Origin of the sequence: Streptomyces sp. CB02009 (genome assembly GCF_001905825.1) — a bacterium.
GTDB lineage: Bacteria > Actinomycetota > Actinomycetes > Streptomycetales > Streptomycetaceae > Streptomyces.
In genome coordinates this window covers 764,562-780,503 of record NZ_LIVV01000005.1, presented here as the reverse complement: position 1 = coordinate 780,503, position 15,942 = coordinate 764,562, and the positions used below count along the sequence as shown (strand labels likewise).

The 15,942-nt window shown below is 71.2% G+C and carries 11 protein-coding genes and 1 riboswitch; of the genes, 6 read left to right on the top strand and 5 right to left on the bottom strand.

Translation table 11 applies throughout. The features are described 5' to 3' along the window. Window positions 1–91: 91 nt before the first annotated feature. Both AMK27_RS23145 and AMK27_RS23140 read right to left on the bottom strand, forming a co-directional pair. A complete protein-coding gene (locus AMK27_RS23145) occupies window positions 92–1,960 on the bottom strand; it encodes a DUF7927 domain-containing protein (RefSeq protein WP_073911547.1) in 1,869 nt (622 codons plus the stop codon). A gap of 38 nt (window positions 1,961–1,998) precedes the next feature. Next, window positions 1,999–2,940 (bottom strand): glucosyl-3-phosphoglycerate synthase, encoded by a 942-nt coding sequence (locus tag AMK27_RS23140; RefSeq protein ID WP_073911545.1) that lies wholly within the window; start codon window positions 2,938–2,940, stop codon window positions 1,999–2,001. A gap of 149 nt (window positions 2,941–3,089) precedes the next feature. Beyond that, a riboswitch (SAM riboswitch) is annotated at window positions 3,090–3,234 on the top strand. Here AMK27_RS23140 and thrC point away from each other — a divergent pair. From thrC to groL, 4 genes are all read left to right on the top strand, one after another. After that, window positions 3,228–4,538, top strand: coding sequence for a threonine synthase (thrC, locus tag AMK27_RS23135; protein ID WP_073911543.1), 1,311 nt, complete (start codon window positions 3,228–3,230; stop codon window positions 4,536–4,538). (Overlaps the previous riboswitch by 7 nt.) A gap of 14 nt (window positions 4,539–4,552) precedes the next feature. Beyond that, the gene (locus tag AMK27_RS23130; RefSeq protein WP_055642141.1) at window positions 4,553–4,828 is read left to right on the top strand and encodes a MoaD/ThiS family protein; all 276 of its coding nucleotides are present in this window, start codon (window positions 4,553–4,555) and stop codon (window positions 4,826–4,828) included. Between the two features lie 437 nt (window positions 4,829–5,265). Next, on the top strand, window positions 5,266–5,469 hold the full coding sequence (locus AMK27_RS23125) for a cold-shock protein (RefSeq protein WP_015035246.1): 204 nt from the start codon (window positions 5,266–5,268) through the stop codon (window positions 5,467–5,469). Between the two features lie 319 nt (window positions 5,470–5,788). Next, complete coding sequence (gene groL / locus AMK27_RS23120; protein ID WP_030321969.1) at window positions 5,789–7,417, top strand: chaperonin GroEL; 1,629 nt, start codon at window positions 5,789–5,791, stop codon at window positions 7,415–7,417. Window positions 7,418–7,522: 105 nt separating this feature from the next. Here the strand turns inward: groL and AMK27_RS23115 are convergent, their stop codons facing one another. Beyond that, window positions 7,523–9,241 carry a hypothetical protein gene (locus AMK27_RS23115; RefSeq protein ID WP_073911541.1) on the bottom strand — a complete coding sequence of 573 codons (1,719 nt, stop codon included), beginning with the start codon at window positions 9,239–9,241 and terminating at the stop codon, window positions 7,523–7,525. Beyond that, a complete protein-coding gene (locus AMK27_RS23110; RefSeq protein ID WP_073911539.1) occupies window positions 9,231–10,847 on the bottom strand; it encodes a hypothetical protein in 1,617 nt (538 codons plus the stop codon). Before AMK27_RS23110 ends, AMK27_RS23115 begins: the two co-directional genes overlap by 11 nt. Before the next feature lie 212 nt (window positions 10,848–11,059). Between AMK27_RS23110 and AMK27_RS23105 the strand changes: the two genes are divergently transcribed. Further along, the gene (locus AMK27_RS23105; RefSeq protein ID WP_073911537.1) at window positions 11,060–11,530 is read left to right on the top strand and encodes an SRPBCC domain-containing protein; all 471 of its coding nucleotides are present in this window, start codon (window positions 11,060–11,062) and stop codon (window positions 11,528–11,530) included. Window positions 11,531–11,555: 25 nt separating this feature from the next. On the opposite strand, the gene AMK27_RS23100 is transcribed toward AMK27_RS23105, so the two are convergent. Beyond that, window positions 11,556–12,299 (bottom strand): class I SAM-dependent methyltransferase, encoded by a 744-nt coding sequence (locus tag AMK27_RS23100; protein WP_073911535.1) that lies wholly within the window; start codon window positions 12,297–12,299, stop codon window positions 11,556–11,558. Between the two features lie 388 nt (window positions 12,300–12,687). On the opposite strand from AMK27_RS23100, the gene AMK27_RS23095 reads away from it, so the two are divergent. Then, window positions 12,688–15,828 carry an FG-GAP-like repeat-containing protein gene (locus AMK27_RS23095; RefSeq protein ID WP_073911533.1) on the top strand — a complete coding sequence of 1,047 codons (3,141 nt, stop codon included), beginning with the start codon at window positions 12,688–12,690 and terminating at the stop codon, window positions 15,826–15,828. Window positions 15,829–15,942: the final 114 nt, after the last annotated feature.

Below are 15,942 nucleotides of genomic sequence, written 5' to 3'. Positions count from 1 at the left end.
GGGTGGCCGTGCGCCCGGAGGCCAGGCCACGGAGGGTGGCCGGACCTCCCGGGCGGCCGATCACGCAGGGCGGCCGGACCTCTGGCGGCCGTCAGTTCTCGCGTCGGCCGCGCATCGCCGCCTTCGCGACCAGGCCCGTCGCCGCGAGGGCGAGGCCCAGGGCGCCCAGCAGCCACAGCCGCTCGCCGTTGCCGCCGGTCTCGGCCATCGAGCCGCCCCGGCCGTTCCCCGGCGGCCCGGGGGCCGGGGGCGCGGGAGCGGGCGCCTCGCGGGTCGGGGCGGTCGTGGGCTCCGCCGGGTCGGGGGTCGGGTCCGCGCGGGTGGGCGTGGGGGTGGGCGTGGGGTCCACCGCGGTCGGGCTCGGATCCACCGGGGTCGGATCCACCCGGGTCGGTGTCGGCCTGGGGGCCGGCTTCGGCGGCTTCCGGAGTTCCGGGGCCGCCTGGCAGGCCGGGTCCTCGCTGCCGGCTCCGCAGGTGGCGCGGGGGGTCTCGGACCGCACCCGGTCGTGGAGCCGGCCGTCCCCGGTCGCCGGGTTCTTGATCTTCACCGAGTAGGTGACGGTCGCCGTCCTCCCGGCCGGGATGGTGCCCGCGTACCCGATCCTCGGCGCCCGGTAGGTCACCGTGCCCAGGTCCGTCCGCACGTCGCCCCGGTACTCGGCGTCGTCGAGGGTCCCGGTCAGGTCGTCGCCGAACCTGGCGTCCGGGTAGTCGTGCGCGCCGACGTTCTTCGCGGTGATCGTGTAGGTGAGCGTGTCGCCCGGCTTCACGGTGCGCGCGCTCGCCGTCTTGGTGATCTCCAGGTCGGGGACCGGCACGGAGAAGGCGAGCGCGGAGGGCACGTAACTGTCGCCGCGCGTCGAGAAGGCCAGGTCGGCCGAGGTGGCGCCCTGCGGGACTGCGTCGTCGGGGAGGTCGAAGGACTTCGCGTCGATGCCCAGGTTGTCGACGAGGTCGGGGGCGACGGCTCCGTCGTCCCCGCCGAGGAAGAAGTTGTCGGTGGTGCCCGTGCGGGCCTCGGTGACGTTCCTGCCGCCGGCGAGGAAGGCGTCACCCGGGGTGTTCCGGTCGCCCTCGAAGGCGGTGACGCCGGCCCGCGCCGTACCGCCGCTCCGGCGGAAGCCGTCCACGGTGATGGTGGTCGCGGGGGAGGACGGGCGCTGGAGGACGTGCCCGCCGTACACGGACACGTTCCGCCGCTCGGGCGCGCGGACCGGTTCGGGGCCCGGGAACCTGTGGACGACGGTCAGCGACCAGCCCGCCACGCAGCCCTTGCCCTCGGGCGCCCAGAGGTTGCCGACGGCCACCTGCACGTCCGTGCCCGAGAGGCCCGAGAGGCCCGAGGTGCCCGCGAACGCGGCCGTCACGTCCGACTCGCCCGTGTAGTAGTGCGGGCCGTCGGTGTCGGCCGGATCGGCCACCATGCTGTCGATCGAGACCGGGGTCGCGGCGCCCGTGCCGACCCTGATCACCGGGGCGGTCGTCGTCGGGTCGCCGGGCGAGCGCCCGGCATCGGCGCCCGAGAGGTCGCAGCGCTTCAGCCGCGCCCCGCCCAATCCCTTGTACGTGCCGTCGTTGCCGCCCCAGAAGAGCCGGGCGTACGCCACCTCCGCGCCCGCCGGGATCCGCACCCGGCCGGTGCTGGAGCCGTACCCGCTCCCCAGGACGGCGGAGTCGATCCGCCGCATCACGAAGGTGTCGCCGGAGTCCGGGCCCTGGCCGCTCGTCGCGACCGCGCAGCGCGCGGCCTGGTCGGCGGGGGCGGCCGGACAGCCCATGACCGTGTTGCCGACGGTCGTGAAGTCGCCGTACAGCGACGCGTCGTACCGCTTGCCGAACGGCTCGACCACGTCCGCCGCGGCCGGTCCCGCCGCGGTGAGCGCGAGCGGGCCCGCCGTCAGTCCGACGGCCACGACGGCCGCGAGCACCCTGCCCGGGTGATGGTGTCTGAAGCGCATAAAAGGGCAATGTATGCAAAACAGATCATCATGGGGCGTTACGCCACGCGGCGCCGGGCGTACTCCACGATGTCGGCCATCGGCGGCCGCTCCTCCGTGTCCACCGCGTACGTCCGCGGCTCGAAGCCCTTCTCGCCCCGCTCGAACTGCGTCAGCCGCGGCCGCACCAGATGGCCCCGCGAGAGCCGCAGCTGCGCCGTCCGGTAGATCGCCGCCGCCATCCGGCCCAGCGCCTGCCCGTCCTGGTGCCGGTGCTTGCGCACCCCCACGTCCACCTGCGCGAGCGCGTCCAGGCCCACCGTGTGCAGCGCGTCCACGAGCAGGCCGAGCTCCACCCCGTAACCGACCGGGAAGGGCAGCCGCTCGAGCAGGGACCGGCGCGCCGCGTACTCGCCGCCCAGCGGCTGGACGAAGCCGGCCAGCCGCGGCCAGTGCAGATTGAGCAGGGGACGGGCCACGAGCTCCGTCACCCGGCCCCCCTGACCAGGGGTGTCCCCGAACGGGCGGTCGTACATCGCCTTCACGAAGTCCACGTCCGGCTCCGTCAGCAGCGGGCCCACGATCCCCGACACGAAGTCCGCCGAGAAGTCCCGCAGGTCCGCGTCGACGAAGCACACGACGTCCCCGGTGGTCACCATCAGCGACCGCCACAGGACCTCGCCCTTGCCCGGCACGGCCGGTATCCGGGGGAGTATCGCGTCCCGCGCGACCACCCGCGCCCCGGCGGCCGCCGCCACCTCCGCCGTGCGGTCCGTGGAGCCCGAGTCGATCACCACCAGCTCGTCGACGAGCGGCACCGCCTCCGACATGAGCTCGCGCCGGATCACGGTGACGATGTCACCCACCGTCGCCTCCTCGTTCAGCGCCGGCAGGACGACGCTGACCTTCGTGTTCCGCTTCGCGGCGAGGATCCGCTCCAGCGGCCGGTCCGCCACGGACCAGGACCGCCGGTCCAGCCAGCGCTCCACCTCTTCCAGCACGTGATCTCCATCTCGCGGTTCGGACGGCCGGTCCAAGCGTCCGGGCCTTCGGTTACAGTCTTGAACAACGCGGATGCCCGATGCACGTCGGGGTGCCGCCCGCGTCGGAGCGCAGGAACGAAAGTTCACCGCGCTTCACAATCGAATACCGCTCATCCAGAGGGGCAGAGGGAAACGGCCCGTTGAAGCCCCGGCAACCCTCCAGTCGGTTACTCGTCCTCCAGCGAGGCTCCCGGCTAGGGAAGGTGCCAAATCCGTCTCATGGCGAAAAATTCGTCATGGGAAAGATGAGGAGAAAGGGCCTCGCCTCCATGGCTGTACAGACTGTTACCCCCGCCACTTCGGTCGACCTCGGTCCCGCGTCGGGACTCTCCTGTCGCGAATGCGGTGAAGTCTTCGCGCTCGGTCCGATCTTCGCCTGCGAACTCTGTTTCGGACCGCTCGAAGTCGCTTACGACCTCCCCACCGGTGACCCCGAGGCGCTGCGCAAGCAGATCGAGGCCGGCCCCGCCAACATCTGGCGCTACGCCCCGCTGCTGCCCGTCCCCGCCGACGTCGCCGACAAGCCCAACCTGAACCCGGGCTGGACCAAGCTCGTCCAGGCCGACAACCTCGCCCGCGAGATCGGCGTCGCCCCCGGCAAGCTCTTCGTCAAGGACGACTCCGGCAACCCGACCCACTCCTTCAAGGACCGGGTCGTCGCCCAGGCCATCGAGGCCGCCCGCGCCTTCGGCTTCACCACCCTCTCCTGCTCCTCCACCGGCAACCTGGCCGGCGCCGTCGGCGCCGCCGCCGCCCGCGCCGGCTTCCGCTCCTGCGTGTTCATCCCGCACGACCTGGAGCAGGGCAAGGTCGTCATGGCCGGTGTCTACGGCGGTGACCTCGTCGCCATCGAGGGCAACTACGACGACGTCAACCGCTTCTGCTCCGAGCTCATCGGCGACCCGCTGGGCGAGGGCTGGGGCTTCGTCAACGTCAACCTCCGCCCGTACTACGGCGAGGGCTCCAAGACGCTGGCGTACGAGATCTGCGAGCAGCTCGGCTGGGTCATCCCCGACCAGCTCGTCATCCCGATCGCCTCCGGCTCCCAGCTCACGAAGATCGACAAGGGTCTCCAGGAGCTCATCAAGCTGGGCCTCGTCGAGGACAAGCCGTACAAGATCTTCGGCGCGCAGGCCGAGGGCTGCTCCCCGGTGTCGGTGGCCTTCAAGGCCGGCCACGACGTCGTGCGGCCCCAGAAGCCGAACACGATCGCCAAGTCGCTCGCCATCGGCAACCCGGCCGACGGCCCGTACGTCCTCGACATCGCCCGCCGCACCGGCGGTGCCGTGGAGGACGTGAACGACGAGCAGGTCGTGGACGCGATCAGGCTCCTCGCGCAGACCGAGGGCATCTTCGCCGAGACCGCGGGCGGCGTGACCGTCGGCGTCACGAGGAAGCTCGTCGAGAACGGGCTGATCGACCCGAACCTCACCACCGTCGTCCTCAACACCGGCGACGGACTCAAGACCCTGGACGCGGTGGCCGACACCTCTCAGGCGACCGTCACCATCCGCCCGAGCCTGGACGCGTTCCGCGACGCCGGCCTGGCCCTCTGAAAGGTATCGACGACATGGCCGTGAACGTCCGCATCCCCACCATCCTCCGCACCTACACGGGCGGTCAGTCCGAGGTCCAGGCCGAGGGCGCGACCCTCGCCGAGGTCATCGCGGACCTGGAGAAGAACCACACGGGCATCGCCGCCCGCGTCCTGGACGACCAGGGCAAGCTGCGCCGCTTCGTCAACGTGTACGTGAACGACGACGACGTGCGCTTCGAGCAGGGCCTGGAGACGGCCACCCCGGCCGGCGCCGGCGTCTCGATCATCCCGGCCGTCGCCGGAGGCTGACCATCGAGCACAGTGCCGGAGGCTGCTGAGCCTCTCTCGGCTCTTCGCCTGTCCCGTCTTTCTTGAATTGCCCCTTCCGCGCCATAAAGCGGAAGGGGCAATTCTGCATGGTTGAGCGCGGTAGAGTTGGGGAAGTCCCCTCCGCTGCTCATGCCGGGCGCATATGAGAATGCGTCCCCGCACGACAAGAAGCAGCCAAAGTGTGTGCGCGTTGTGTACCTTCTGCGCGCTTTGCCGGGCCCGACTTGCCCGGTCATCCAAGGGAATCTCCCCAATTCGCCTTTCCACGGCGCCCAGAATTCTCGCTCGATTGACCTGTTGCAGAGGGCAGTTGGGCAGATACATTCAGCCGCGGTCGACGCGTTCCGGCGCAGGGTCTGACCCGGGTTCCGCGAAGTGCGGGTCCCGCGCAAGGGCCAGTAATAGGGGAGTTAGGCATGGCTCAGGGCACCGTCAAGTGGTTCAACGCGGAGAAGGGCTACGGCTTCATCGCGGTCGACGGTGGTGCGGATGTTTTCGTCCACTACAGCGCGATCCAGATGGATGGCTACCGCAGCCTCGAAGAGGGACAGCGAGTCGAGTTCGAGATCTCGCAGGGCCAGAAGGGTCCGCAGGCGGACATGGTCAAGCTCGCCGTCTGAGCGCGGCGCGATCGGCCACCGACGCAACGCCGTCGAGGGGCCCGCATCCCCCAGGGGACGCGGGCCCCTCGCGCGTTCCCGCGCCCTCTCGCGCCCCCCTCTCCACCTCTCGAAACTCGAGAGTCGCTTGCACTCTCATAGGGCGAGTGCTAATCATTGGCGTTAGCACTCGGAAGGTGAGAGTGCTACGAGGATCGGGCAGACGAGGCCGCCGGCCGGGTGGGGCAAGGAACCACGCGGAGCTGCGGAGGCCGTCCGTCGCGGGCGTCGGCGCGGTCCTGGAGCGTTATCCACCCCATGTCCGGGAGGACCACTTCACATGGCCAAGATCATCGCGTTCGACGAGGAGGCCCGGCGCGGTCTCGAGCGCGGCATGAACCAGCTCGCTGACGCCGTCAAGGTCACCCTCGGCCCCAAGGGTCGCAACGTCGTCCTCGAGAAGAAGTGGGGCGCCCCCACGATCACCAACGATGGTGTCTCCATCGCCAAGGAGATCGAGCTCGAGGACCCGTACGAGAAGATCGGCGCCGAGCTGGTCAAGGAAGTCGCCAAGAAGACGGACGACGTCGCCGGCGACGGTACGACCACCGCCACCGTTCTCGCCCAGGCGCTCGTCCGCGAGGGCCTGCGCAACGTGGCCGCCGGTGCCAACCCGATGGCCCTCAAGCGCGGTATCGAGAAGGCCGTCGAGGCCGTCTCCGGCGCCCTGCTCGAGCAGGCGAAGGATGTCGAGACCAAGGAGCAGATCGCTTCCACGGCCTCCATCTCCGCCGCCGACACCCAGATCGGCGAGCTCATCGCCGAGGCGATGGACAAGGTCGGCAAGGAAGGCGTCATCACCGTCGAGGAGTCCCAGACCTTCGGTCTGGAGCTGGAGCTCACCGAGGGTATGCGCTTCGACAAGGGCTACATCTCGGCGTACTTCGCCACCGACATGGAGCGTATGGAGGCGTCGCTCGACGACCCGTACCTCCTGATCGTCAACTCCAAGATCTCTTCGGTGAAGGACCTGCTCCCGCTCCTGGAGAAGGTCATGCAGTCGGGCAAGCCCCTGCTGATCATCGCCGAGGACGTCGAGGGCGAGGCCCTGTCGACCCTGGTCGTCAACAAGATCCGCGGCACCTTCAAGTCCGTCGCGGTCAAGGCCCCGGGCTTCGGCGACCGTCGCAAGGCCATGCTGAACGACATCGCCATCCTCACCGGCGGCACGGTCATCTCCGAGGAGGTCGGCCTGAAGCTGGAGAACGCGGGCCTCGACCTGCTGGGCCGCGCCCGCAAGGTCGTCATCACCAAGGACGAGACCACCATCGTCGACGGTGCCGGTGACAGCGAGCAGGTCGCCGGTCGCGTGAACCAGATCCGCGCCGAGATCGAGAACAGCGACTCGGACTACGACCGCGAGAAGCTGCAGGAGCGCCTGGCGAAGCTCGCCGGCGGCGTCGCGGTCATCAAGGCCGGTGCCGCGACCGAGGTCGAGCTCAAGGAGCGCAAGCACCGCATCGAGGACGCCGTTCGCAACGCGAAGGCGGCCGTCGAGGAGGGCATCGTCGCCGGCGGCGGCGTGGCCCTGCTCCAGGCCTCCTCGGTCTTCGAGAAGCTCGAGGCCGACCTCGCGGGCGACGAGGCCACGGGCGCGAACATCGTGAAGCTGGCCCTCGAGGCCCCGCTGAAGCAGATCGCGGTCAACGCCGGCCTCGAGGGCGGCGTCGTGGCGGAGAAGGTCCGCAACCTGCCCGTCGGCCACGGCCTGAACGCCGCGACCAACGAGTACGTCGACCTCATCGCCGAGGGCATCATCGACCCGGCGAAGGTCACGCGCTCCGCGCTGCAGAACGCCGCGTCGATCGCCGCGCTGTTCCTCACCACCGAGGCCGTCATCGCCGACAAGCCGGAGAAGGCGTCCGCGCCGGCCGGCGGCGGCATGCCGGGCGGTGACATGGACTTCTGATCCTCCGGGATCGGTGGTTCATCGCTGAACGCGAAGCTCAGCACGAACGAGGGCGGCACTCCCCGGCAGGGGGGTGCCGCCCTCGGGCGTGGTGGAGCGCCGCGGTCAGCGCATGTCGACGTAGTCACCGCCGGCCGTGGCCGGGGTGTTGAAGTGCTTGCTGTCGCCGTAGTGGCGGATGCGCCAGGTGCCGTCCCCGGTGACCTTCGCCTTCAGGGACACGTTGCCGCTCGCGTTCGCCCGGCCGGTCGCCATCTGCTTCCACGTCGTGGAGCCCCGCGGCTGGAACTGCAGGACGACCGGAGCGTTCGCGTACGCGCGCCACTTGTCCGTGTAGTGCTGGAGTCCGCCGGTGACCGTCACGTACCCGCCCTTCGCGACCGGCTCGGGGCCGGCGTTCAGGGAGACGATCCGGGTCTCGGTGCGGGTCAGCCGCAGCGTGCCGGTGCTGGACTCGGCGAACTGGTCGGTGGTGAGGTGTCGGAGGCGGAAGGTGCCGCCCCGGCTCGCCGCCGAGGCCGTGAACTCGTTGTAGTAGGCCGAGTTGACGTTCCCCCAGGCGATCGCCTTCCAGGCGCCGCCGACGAGCTGCTCCAGCCGGATGAACTGGGCCGTCGTGAAGTTCGGTTCCGCCTCGTACCGGGCGCCGAAGGTGCCGGAGACCGTGACCCGGCCGTCGGCGGAGAGCCCGTACGTGCGGAGGTCGGTGCGGGAGTCGAGGGGGATGGCCAGGGCGCCGTAGTGCGCGGGGAACTCCACGTACCGGTCGGGCGATTCGACCGCGAAGCCGCCGGACTCCTTGCCCGCGACGGCGATGAGCCGGGCGGTGAACCGGCCGTCCGTTCCGGTCCGGACGACGGCGCTGGAGCCCGTTCCCCAGGTGGGGCCGCCGAGCCGCACGCGCACCTCGTGGTTCGCGACGGGCGCGCCGGCCGCGGCCGGGTCGGTCATCCGGCCGGTGACGGTCACGGTCTCCCCGTCGAGCGCCCGCTTCTTGTCGGCGGTGGCCGTGACGGCCACCTTGCGCGGCTCGTGCTGGTAGACGCTGAGGTGGTCCGTCACGGTGCCGTGGAGCTCGGAGGTGTCGGCGGTGACCGTCGCCCAGAACGAGAGGTTCGAGATGTTCAGGTCCGCGCTGGAGATCGGGAACGGTGGCGACGTGAACCGGCCGTCCGCGTCGGTGACCGCCTGCTGGGGCGGGCTCTGCGTCCCGTCCCGCGGCGGGTCGAGCCGCTTGACGGTCACCGGCAGGTCGGCCAGTGCCACCCGGTCCCCGGAGCCGGGCTGGATGCCGACGACGGTGCCCGAGGGACGGGCGTTGCGGTCGGCGTACGTGGGCTTGGTGGGGACGAGGGTGATCTCGGGGCGCAGCCGGAAGTCGAGCTGTCCGGCGTCGGTCCGGGTCTGCTTGTTGCCCAGCGAGTCGGTGGCGGTGACGTCGATGGCGTACGTCCCGAGGGCCGGGATGCGGCCGCCGTCCTCGACGAGCTTCAGCGCGGCCGCGTCGGGCAGCCGGAAGGTGGTGGCCGAGGGCGTGGGGCTCCACGGATCGGTCGCGCCCGGGAGCGACGGGATGTCGACGAGGACGGTGTCGCCCTGCCGGACCTGGGCCGAGACCTTGGTGATCTTCGCCTGCGGGGCGTCCGTCCAGGCGGTGACCTGGAAGACGCCGCGCTGGGTGTCGTCGGTGAGGGCCCGGCCGATGCCGACGAGCGGGTCGGCCGCGGTGGCGGGCGCGGCGGTGACGGCGAGGGTCGTCGCGGCGAGGGCGGCCGCGGCCAGGCCCGCCGTCAGGGCGCGGGAGGGGCGGAGGTCAGCGCGCATCGATGTAGATCGCCTTCGTGTCGCTGTAGAAGTAGGTGCCCGTGGTGTTGAGGTACGAGGCCCAGGAGCCGTCGCCGTAGGCGGTGGCGCGGTAGCTGAACCGGCCGCTGCTGTTGGTGGTGATGCTCTTGGTCACCCAGTACCACTGGTTCTCGTTCCTGGGCTTGAAGACCAGGGTCAGCTTGGCTCCGGCGAGCGGCTTCCAGACGCCGCCCACCTTGCGCTGGACGGTGCCGGAGACGGTCATCTTGCCGTTCACGGTGGGCCGGGTGGGGCTGATGGTGAAGGCGGAGAAGCGGGTGGGCGTGCGGCCCCGCTTCAGGGACGTACTGCCCTTGGCGACCAGCTCGTTGGTCTCCGGGTGGTGGATCCGGTAGAGGGCGCTCTCGTAGCCCTGGGTGGTGAAGCGGTAGGAGCAGCCGCTGTCCGTCATGCCGCTGCGCATGACGCGCCAGCTGCGACCGGCGTCGAAGGAGACCTGGAGCTGTACGGGCTGCCCGTTGCGGCAGTAGGCCGAGCCGAACCCGCCCGTGGCGGTGAGCTGCCCGTACTCGTCCAGGGTGATCGTGTGCGGGGAGTACGAGAACTGCTGCGGTACGACGATGTCGCTCTTGGCGTAGGCGCGGGCGTCGTCGAAGTACGGCGAGTACCGCAGCGAGGTGTACACGTACTCGGTGCTGTACTGGGGCCGCGCGTTGAAGGAGAAGGTCCCGGTCGCGGAGGACGTGGTGCTGCCCAGGACGGTCGCCGTGTTGGAGCCGTAGGGCTGTGATCCGGTCGCGACGACGGAGGCGCCGGGGAAGGGCTTCCAGCCGGTCGGCGTGTACCGCTCCACGTGCCCGCTGACCCGCACGTCCGTACCGGCGAGCACGCGGTACTTGTTGACGTTGGTGCTGATCCGGTACAGGAGCTTTTCCACGCCCAGGTTCGGGACGAAGGCGGCGTCGTCCGGGTCGTTGCCGGTGCCGGCGGTGACCACGGTCGCGGTGCCGGAGACCCAGCCGCCCGGGGTCACCGTCACGGAGAAGGTGCCGTCCGCGAGGGTCGTGGCGGTGGAGCGGATGACCCTGTTGGTGCCGTCCTGCGCATTGAGGGCGATCGCCACCTGGGTGCCGGCGGGCGCGGTGGTGCGGGCGCCGGTGGCCGGGTCCCAGAGGGTCGTCCTGCCGGAGAGGACGGCCTGGCGCTGGTCGTAGCTGGTGTTCTCGCGGTCCCAGGACAGGTCGGTGACGCCGACGTGCGGCCGGTAGCTGTAGGTGGCGCCGGCGGTCCGCTGGGTGGTGCCGCCGGGCATCCGGTACTCGACGCGTACCGGGTAGTCCTGGAAGGCGGTGCCCTGCGGGAGCGTGAACGGCGCCTCCGTCTCCCAGCGGATGTTGTCCGTGGTGAGCGCCTCCGTGGAGGCGAGCACGGCGGCGCCGGGGGCGGTGGATTCAAGGACGCTGACCTTGATCCAGAGCGCGTTGGCGGGCAGCTCCAGGCGGTAGCGGCCGTCGTCCAGCGTCTTGCCGGACAGGACCGGCGCATCCGCGTAGGCGGTCGGGGCGTGGACGACGGCGGGCGCGATGACGCCCGCCGAGAGAGCGAAGACGGCTGCGGCACGCACGAAGGCGTGCGGAAGCCTGCGCGTTGAGCGCGGCAAAGGGACCCCCCACAGGTCTGTGATGGCGGCGTCGCCCGTGATCGGGCGCGGCCGCGTGGCAGAACTTTAGCGCTCACCTGTTGAACGTGTTCACTCCCTTTTCGGGAGTGGCCGGCCGGGCGTGCCCGAGTCATCCTGGAAGGGACCGAAAGGGATACGGCGGAAGGGTTGCGGCCATGGTCACCCTGCTGACGACACCCGCCGACCGCGAGCTGGTCATCACCCGTACCTTCGACGCCCCGCCGGCCAGGGTCTGGGAGGCGTGGACGGTCCCCGCGCACGTGCGGGAGTGGTACGGCGTGTCCGGGCTGACCACGACGGTCGTCGACATCGATCTGCGGGTGGGCGGCGCGTGGCGCTGGGGCCAGACCGCCCCGGACGGCCAGCAGATCGTCTTCTCCGGCACGTACGAGGACGTCGTCCCGGTGGAGCGGCTCGACTACACGGAGGTCTTCGAGCAGATGCCGGTGGGTGGCCCGGTCCGCGTCACGCTCACCTTCGACTCGACTCCGGACGGCGGTACGGCGCTGACCAGCACGTCCTTCTGGCCGTCGAACGAGATCAGGGACCAGTCGCTGGCGGCGGGCATGGAGGCGGGGGTACGGGAGCAGTACGACCGGCTCGCGGCGCACCTGAGGTCGATGTGAGGGCCGGCTCCCCGCCCCCGCCGCGTCACGGGCGCCGGAAGAGCGCCGTCCAGAGGAAGGACTCGCCGAAGGCGGGGGAGTCGGCGGTCTCGTCCCTCATGCGGCGGACCTCGACGTCGGTCAGGTCGGCGAAGATCCCGCGCAACGACGCGTCCGTGTAGGCGAGTCCGCCGTCCAGCCCGCCCTTCCGGTAGAAGTCGATGTCGGGCAGCTCGGAGCCCATGCCGCCTTCTCCGGCGGCGAACGCGGTGAGCGCGAAGTGTCCGCCGGGTGCGAGGACGCGGTCGAGGAGCGCGAGGTGGCTGACGCGGCGGTGCGGCGGCAGGTGGTGGAAGCAGCCGGAGTCGTAGACGAGGTCGTACGGGCCCTCCAGCGGCGCGGTGAAGGCGTCGCCGCACAGGAAGCGGATCCCGGTGGCCCCGGCCTCCGCGGTCCTCTCCTCCGCCCAGCGGATCGCGGTGGCGGACAGGTCGACGGCGTCCACCTCGTACCCCAGCGAGGCGAGGTACAGGCTGTTCCGCCCGGGCCCGCACCCGAGGTCGAGGGCCCGCCCGCCCCCGGCCGGGAGCAGTCCGCGCCCGACGTACGAGACGAGGTTCTCGTCGGGCTTGGCGACGAAGAACGGCACGGGCCTGTCCCGGTCGGCGTAGAACCCGTTCCACCAGTCGGCACCCCCACCGGACCACCGGTCGGCCTCGGGCGCGAACAGCCCGTCGAGCAGGGTCAGGACGTCGTCGATCGTGCGGATGTCACGGCTGTTCAGGTCCATCGGGATCCCCCTCCGAGTCGATCTCCAGAATACCGAGGGGAAGAGTAAAAGCCCAGGTCAGGGGTGGTGTGTGGTGGGGCTGGAGGGGTGGTGGGCGGGTTGCGGCCCGGGGGCTGGGTCCCAGGGGTGGTGTCCGGCGTGCGGGCTCCGGGAAGGCGGCCTCCAGGGCCGGGAAGAGGGCTTCCCGGCGCTGGAGCAGGTAGGTTTCTGGCGCATTCAATTCGCGTGAATGTACGATCCGCCTGCCGACAGGGGGGGGTCCCGCCGGCCTCGGCCCGCGCGGTCCGCTCCGTCCTGTCCTGCCTGACGTGCCCGGCCTGACTGCCTGCCGTTTCCCCCTGTGTTGCTGCTGCCTGCAAGCTCCACACCCGCACGAGGGGACACGTACTTGTCCGTCCGAAGAGCCGTCGCGCTCGCACTGAGCGCGACCCTTGGCATCGCCGCCCTGGCGGCCGCGACCGCACCCGCCGCGACGGCCGGGACCGCGTCCGACGCGCCGTACGAGGCCACGATCGCCGCGCCCGCGGACCCCGCCGGAACGCCTGACATCTATCTGATGGGGGTCGGCACCGGCGTCCAGCTGGTGCGTGGAGGAGAGTCCGCGCACCCCTCCTGGCTGAGCTTGAAGGACGGGCGTGCCGCCCACACTCCCCCGTGCTACTCGTCCGACCTGATCACCCACGGCGACCGGGCGGCCTGCGTCCCGGGCTTCGGGGACGAGGTGACCGTCCACGACTTCGCGAGCGGTGCCGCCTTCACCCGGAGCCTCGGATCCGAGCAGGCCTCCCCGCGCCTCACGGCGGACCGGCTGATCACCACCGGGTCCGACGACGGCGGCGGGGTCGTGCACCTGCTGGGCTACGGCCCTGAGGCCCCTGCCGACGTGGACGTGTCCGTGCCGGGTGCCGTCGGGGCACCCTACGTCGTCGCCCACGACGACGCCGGTGCACTCATCGTCTACACCGATGCCGCGTCCCGGCGCACCGCGATGCTCGACTTCGCCACCGGTGCGCTCACCCCCGTCCCCGAGACGCCCTCCGCCCCGCTCACCTCGAGGGTGGCCCTCAGCTCCGACTGGATCGTCCGGTACGACGAGTCGGTCACGGACCAGGCGTTCGTCGTCTCCCGCACGGACCACGGCGACCCGGGCAGGACCGTGAAGCTGCCCCTCGGCGGCGACGGCACCCAGGCGCGGATCGGTGTGGTCGGCGACTGGATCGTGGGCCACTACGACGGGCCGTCCGACCCCTACGAGTTCACGACCGTCCCCGTCCTCGCCACGCCCATCCGCGGGGGTGACACACGAGCCCTCGGTATCGTCGCGCAGGCGGGCGGGGGCGTCGAGACCGGCGCGGACGGCGCCCTGTACCTGCTGGGCGGTACCGACTCCGCCCACTGGGGTGTTCGACGCGTCTCGCCGGGAGCCGGCGGCGTCCCGGTCACGGCCCAGGCCCTCGCCACTCCGCCGACCGTCCCCTACACCTCTCTGACCACGGCCAACGGCCGGGTCGTCACGGAGACGCTGACGGACACCCACACGCTCCGGGGATTCGACCTGCCTCTCACCGGCGCACACGCGCCGACGCACACCTGGACGTGCGACGCGCTGGCCGGCACCGCCGCGAACTGTCCGTGGATCCTCAAGTCCTCGAGCTCCACGGCGGCGTGGTGGCACGATACGGGGGACGGCCGTCTGGTCACCCTGGACACGGTGAGCCGCCCGGCGTCCGGCGGGCAGCCGTCGTGTTCCGACTGCGCGGTCCAGGCACGGGTGACGACACCCGGACCCGCGGGAACCACGCGCACCGTCCTGCTCGGCCACTCGGGCAAGCTCGAGGCGGGCACCCTCTACAGCGCCTCCGGCCGTTACGTGCACTTCGGCGGGAAGACGGATTCCGGAACGCGCTCGATCGTCGCGGACGTGGAGACGGGGCAGATCCTCCGGAACTCCGCCACCGGAGTGGGGCAGGCGCTGTGGGGCGGTCGGCTCTGGGTGGCGTCCGCGACCGACGACACCGTCTCCGCGATCGACCTGCGGACGGGCGCGACCGTCGAGACGCTCGACCTCGGGACGGACTGCCGGTCCTACCATCTCCAGGTCGTCGGCAGGTGGATCTACTCGCTCTGCACCTCGTCCTCCACGCCCGCGGTGGTGTACGACCGCGAGAAGAGGGCCGCGGTCAAGGTCCGGCTCCCTCGCAACGTCGAGTCCGGACTGGGTGACGGCTTCCTCGTGTACGCCTCCTACACCGGGTACGGGTACACGCTGGCGGCGATCGACGTGCGCTCCGGTGAGCCGGAGGACCGCGAACTGGGCGTCCTCGGGAGCTATGACGTCCAGGACGAGCGCAACATCTGGGCGGTCGACCGCTTCGGCGGGGCTGTCGCGTTCGTCGACTCCCTGCGGAAGGTCCACGTCTCCGGGCTCGGCGGCGCCACCGGCCGGCTGACCGCGATCGACTCCGACACCCCTGCCGCCGGACTCGGGTCGGCCTCCTGGAAGCCTCGCTGGTGGCTGTCCAAGCCGGCCGCCTCCTGGTCTCTGACGCTCAGGAACAAGGCGACCGGCAAGGCGGTCCGGACCTTGACCGGCGGCGAGGCGCGAGGCGTCGTCGCGCCCGTCTGGGACGGCAAGGACGCGGCCGGGAGGTTCGTCGCCAACGGGGCCCACACCTGGACGCTGACGGCCAAGCCTGCCGACGGGCAGGGCGCCGACCTCGGCCTCTCCGGTGCGGTCCAGGTGTCGGGTGCGGCCGCTGTCCGGCGTGACCTGGCCGGTGACGACGGGTTCGGTGATCTGCTGGTGATGGACACGGCCGGGCTCGTGTCGATGTACCGGGGGACCGGCACGGGGGCGCTTTCCGCGCGGATCGCCGGTACGGGGGCGAAGTTCGCGACCTCGTCGGTGTTCGTGCCGGTGGGCGATCTGAGCGGTGACCGGTGCGCGGACGTGTACGCCCGCGTGGGTGACCAACTGCGCGCGTACCGGCCCGGGTGCGGAAAGGCGGTCTCCGCCTCCTCGCCGTACACCACGGTCGGTTCGGGCTGGGGACAGTACGACGTGCTCACGTCCCCGGGGGACGTGAACGGTGACGGCTTCGCCGACCTGGTCGTGCGTCAGGCGTCCACCGGTGACGTGTACTTCTACGCGGGCACGGTCGACCACCGGGTGAAGGCCCGGGTCCGGATCGGGGCCGACTGGAAGCTGTACAAGAGGCTTGCCGGCGCCGGCGACCTCAACGGCGACGGGCGCGGTGACCTGCTCGGCGTCGACGCGGCGGGTGTGCTCTGGCGCTACTACGGCACCGCCACCGGCGGTGTCACCGCGCGGGTGAAGGTCGGCGGCGGATGGGGCGGCTACGCGTCGCTCGTCGGCGTCGGCGACCTCTCGGGTGACGGGCGCGCAGACCTGCTCGCCCGGGACACCACCGGGAAGCTGTGGCGGTACAGCGGCACCGGGACCGGCGGGTACGGCGCGCGGGTGCTGATCGGTTCGGGCGGCTGGAACGGTTTCAAGGGGTTGTACTGACGCTCGTCCCACCCGCTTCCCGCCCCGAGGGCCCGGCCGTCACGGCCGGGCCCTCGGGCTTTCGTCGGGCTGTCGTGAGGTGAGCCGGGCCCGGAGGAAAGTCGCCAATCTGGC

What these genes read in the sequence shown, in the direction of transcription:
- groL (WP_030321969.1), top strand. Translation starts at nt 5,789, where the DNA reads ATGGCCAAGATCATCGCGTTCGACGAGGAGGCCCGGCGCGGTCTCGAG.
- AMK27_RS23115 (WP_073911541.1), bottom strand. Translation starts at nt 9,241, where the DNA reads ATGCGCGCTGACCTCCGCCCCTCCCGCGCCCTGACGGCGGGCCTGGCC.
- AMK27_RS23105 (WP_073911537.1), top strand. Translation starts at nt 11,060, where the DNA reads ATGGTCACCCTGCTGACGACACCCGCCGACCGCGAGCTGGTCATCACC.
- thrC (WP_073911543.1), top strand. Translation starts at nt 3,228, where the DNA reads ATGAGGAGAAAGGGCCTCGCCTCCATGGCTGTACAGACTGTTACCCCC.
- AMK27_RS23100 (WP_073911535.1), bottom strand. Translation starts at nt 12,299, where the DNA reads ATGGACCTGAACAGCCGTGACATCCGCACGATCGACGACGTCCTGACC.
- AMK27_RS23145 (WP_073911547.1), bottom strand. Translation starts at nt 1,960, where the DNA reads ATGCGCTTCAGACACCATCACCCGGGCAGGGTGCTCGCGGCCGTCGTG.
- AMK27_RS23130 (WP_055642141.1), top strand. Translation starts at nt 4,553, where the DNA reads ATGGCCGTGAACGTCCGCATCCCCACCATCCTCCGCACCTACACGGGC.
- AMK27_RS23125 (WP_015035246.1), top strand. Translation starts at nt 5,266, where the DNA reads ATGGCTCAGGGCACCGTCAAGTGGTTCAACGCGGAGAAGGGCTACGGC.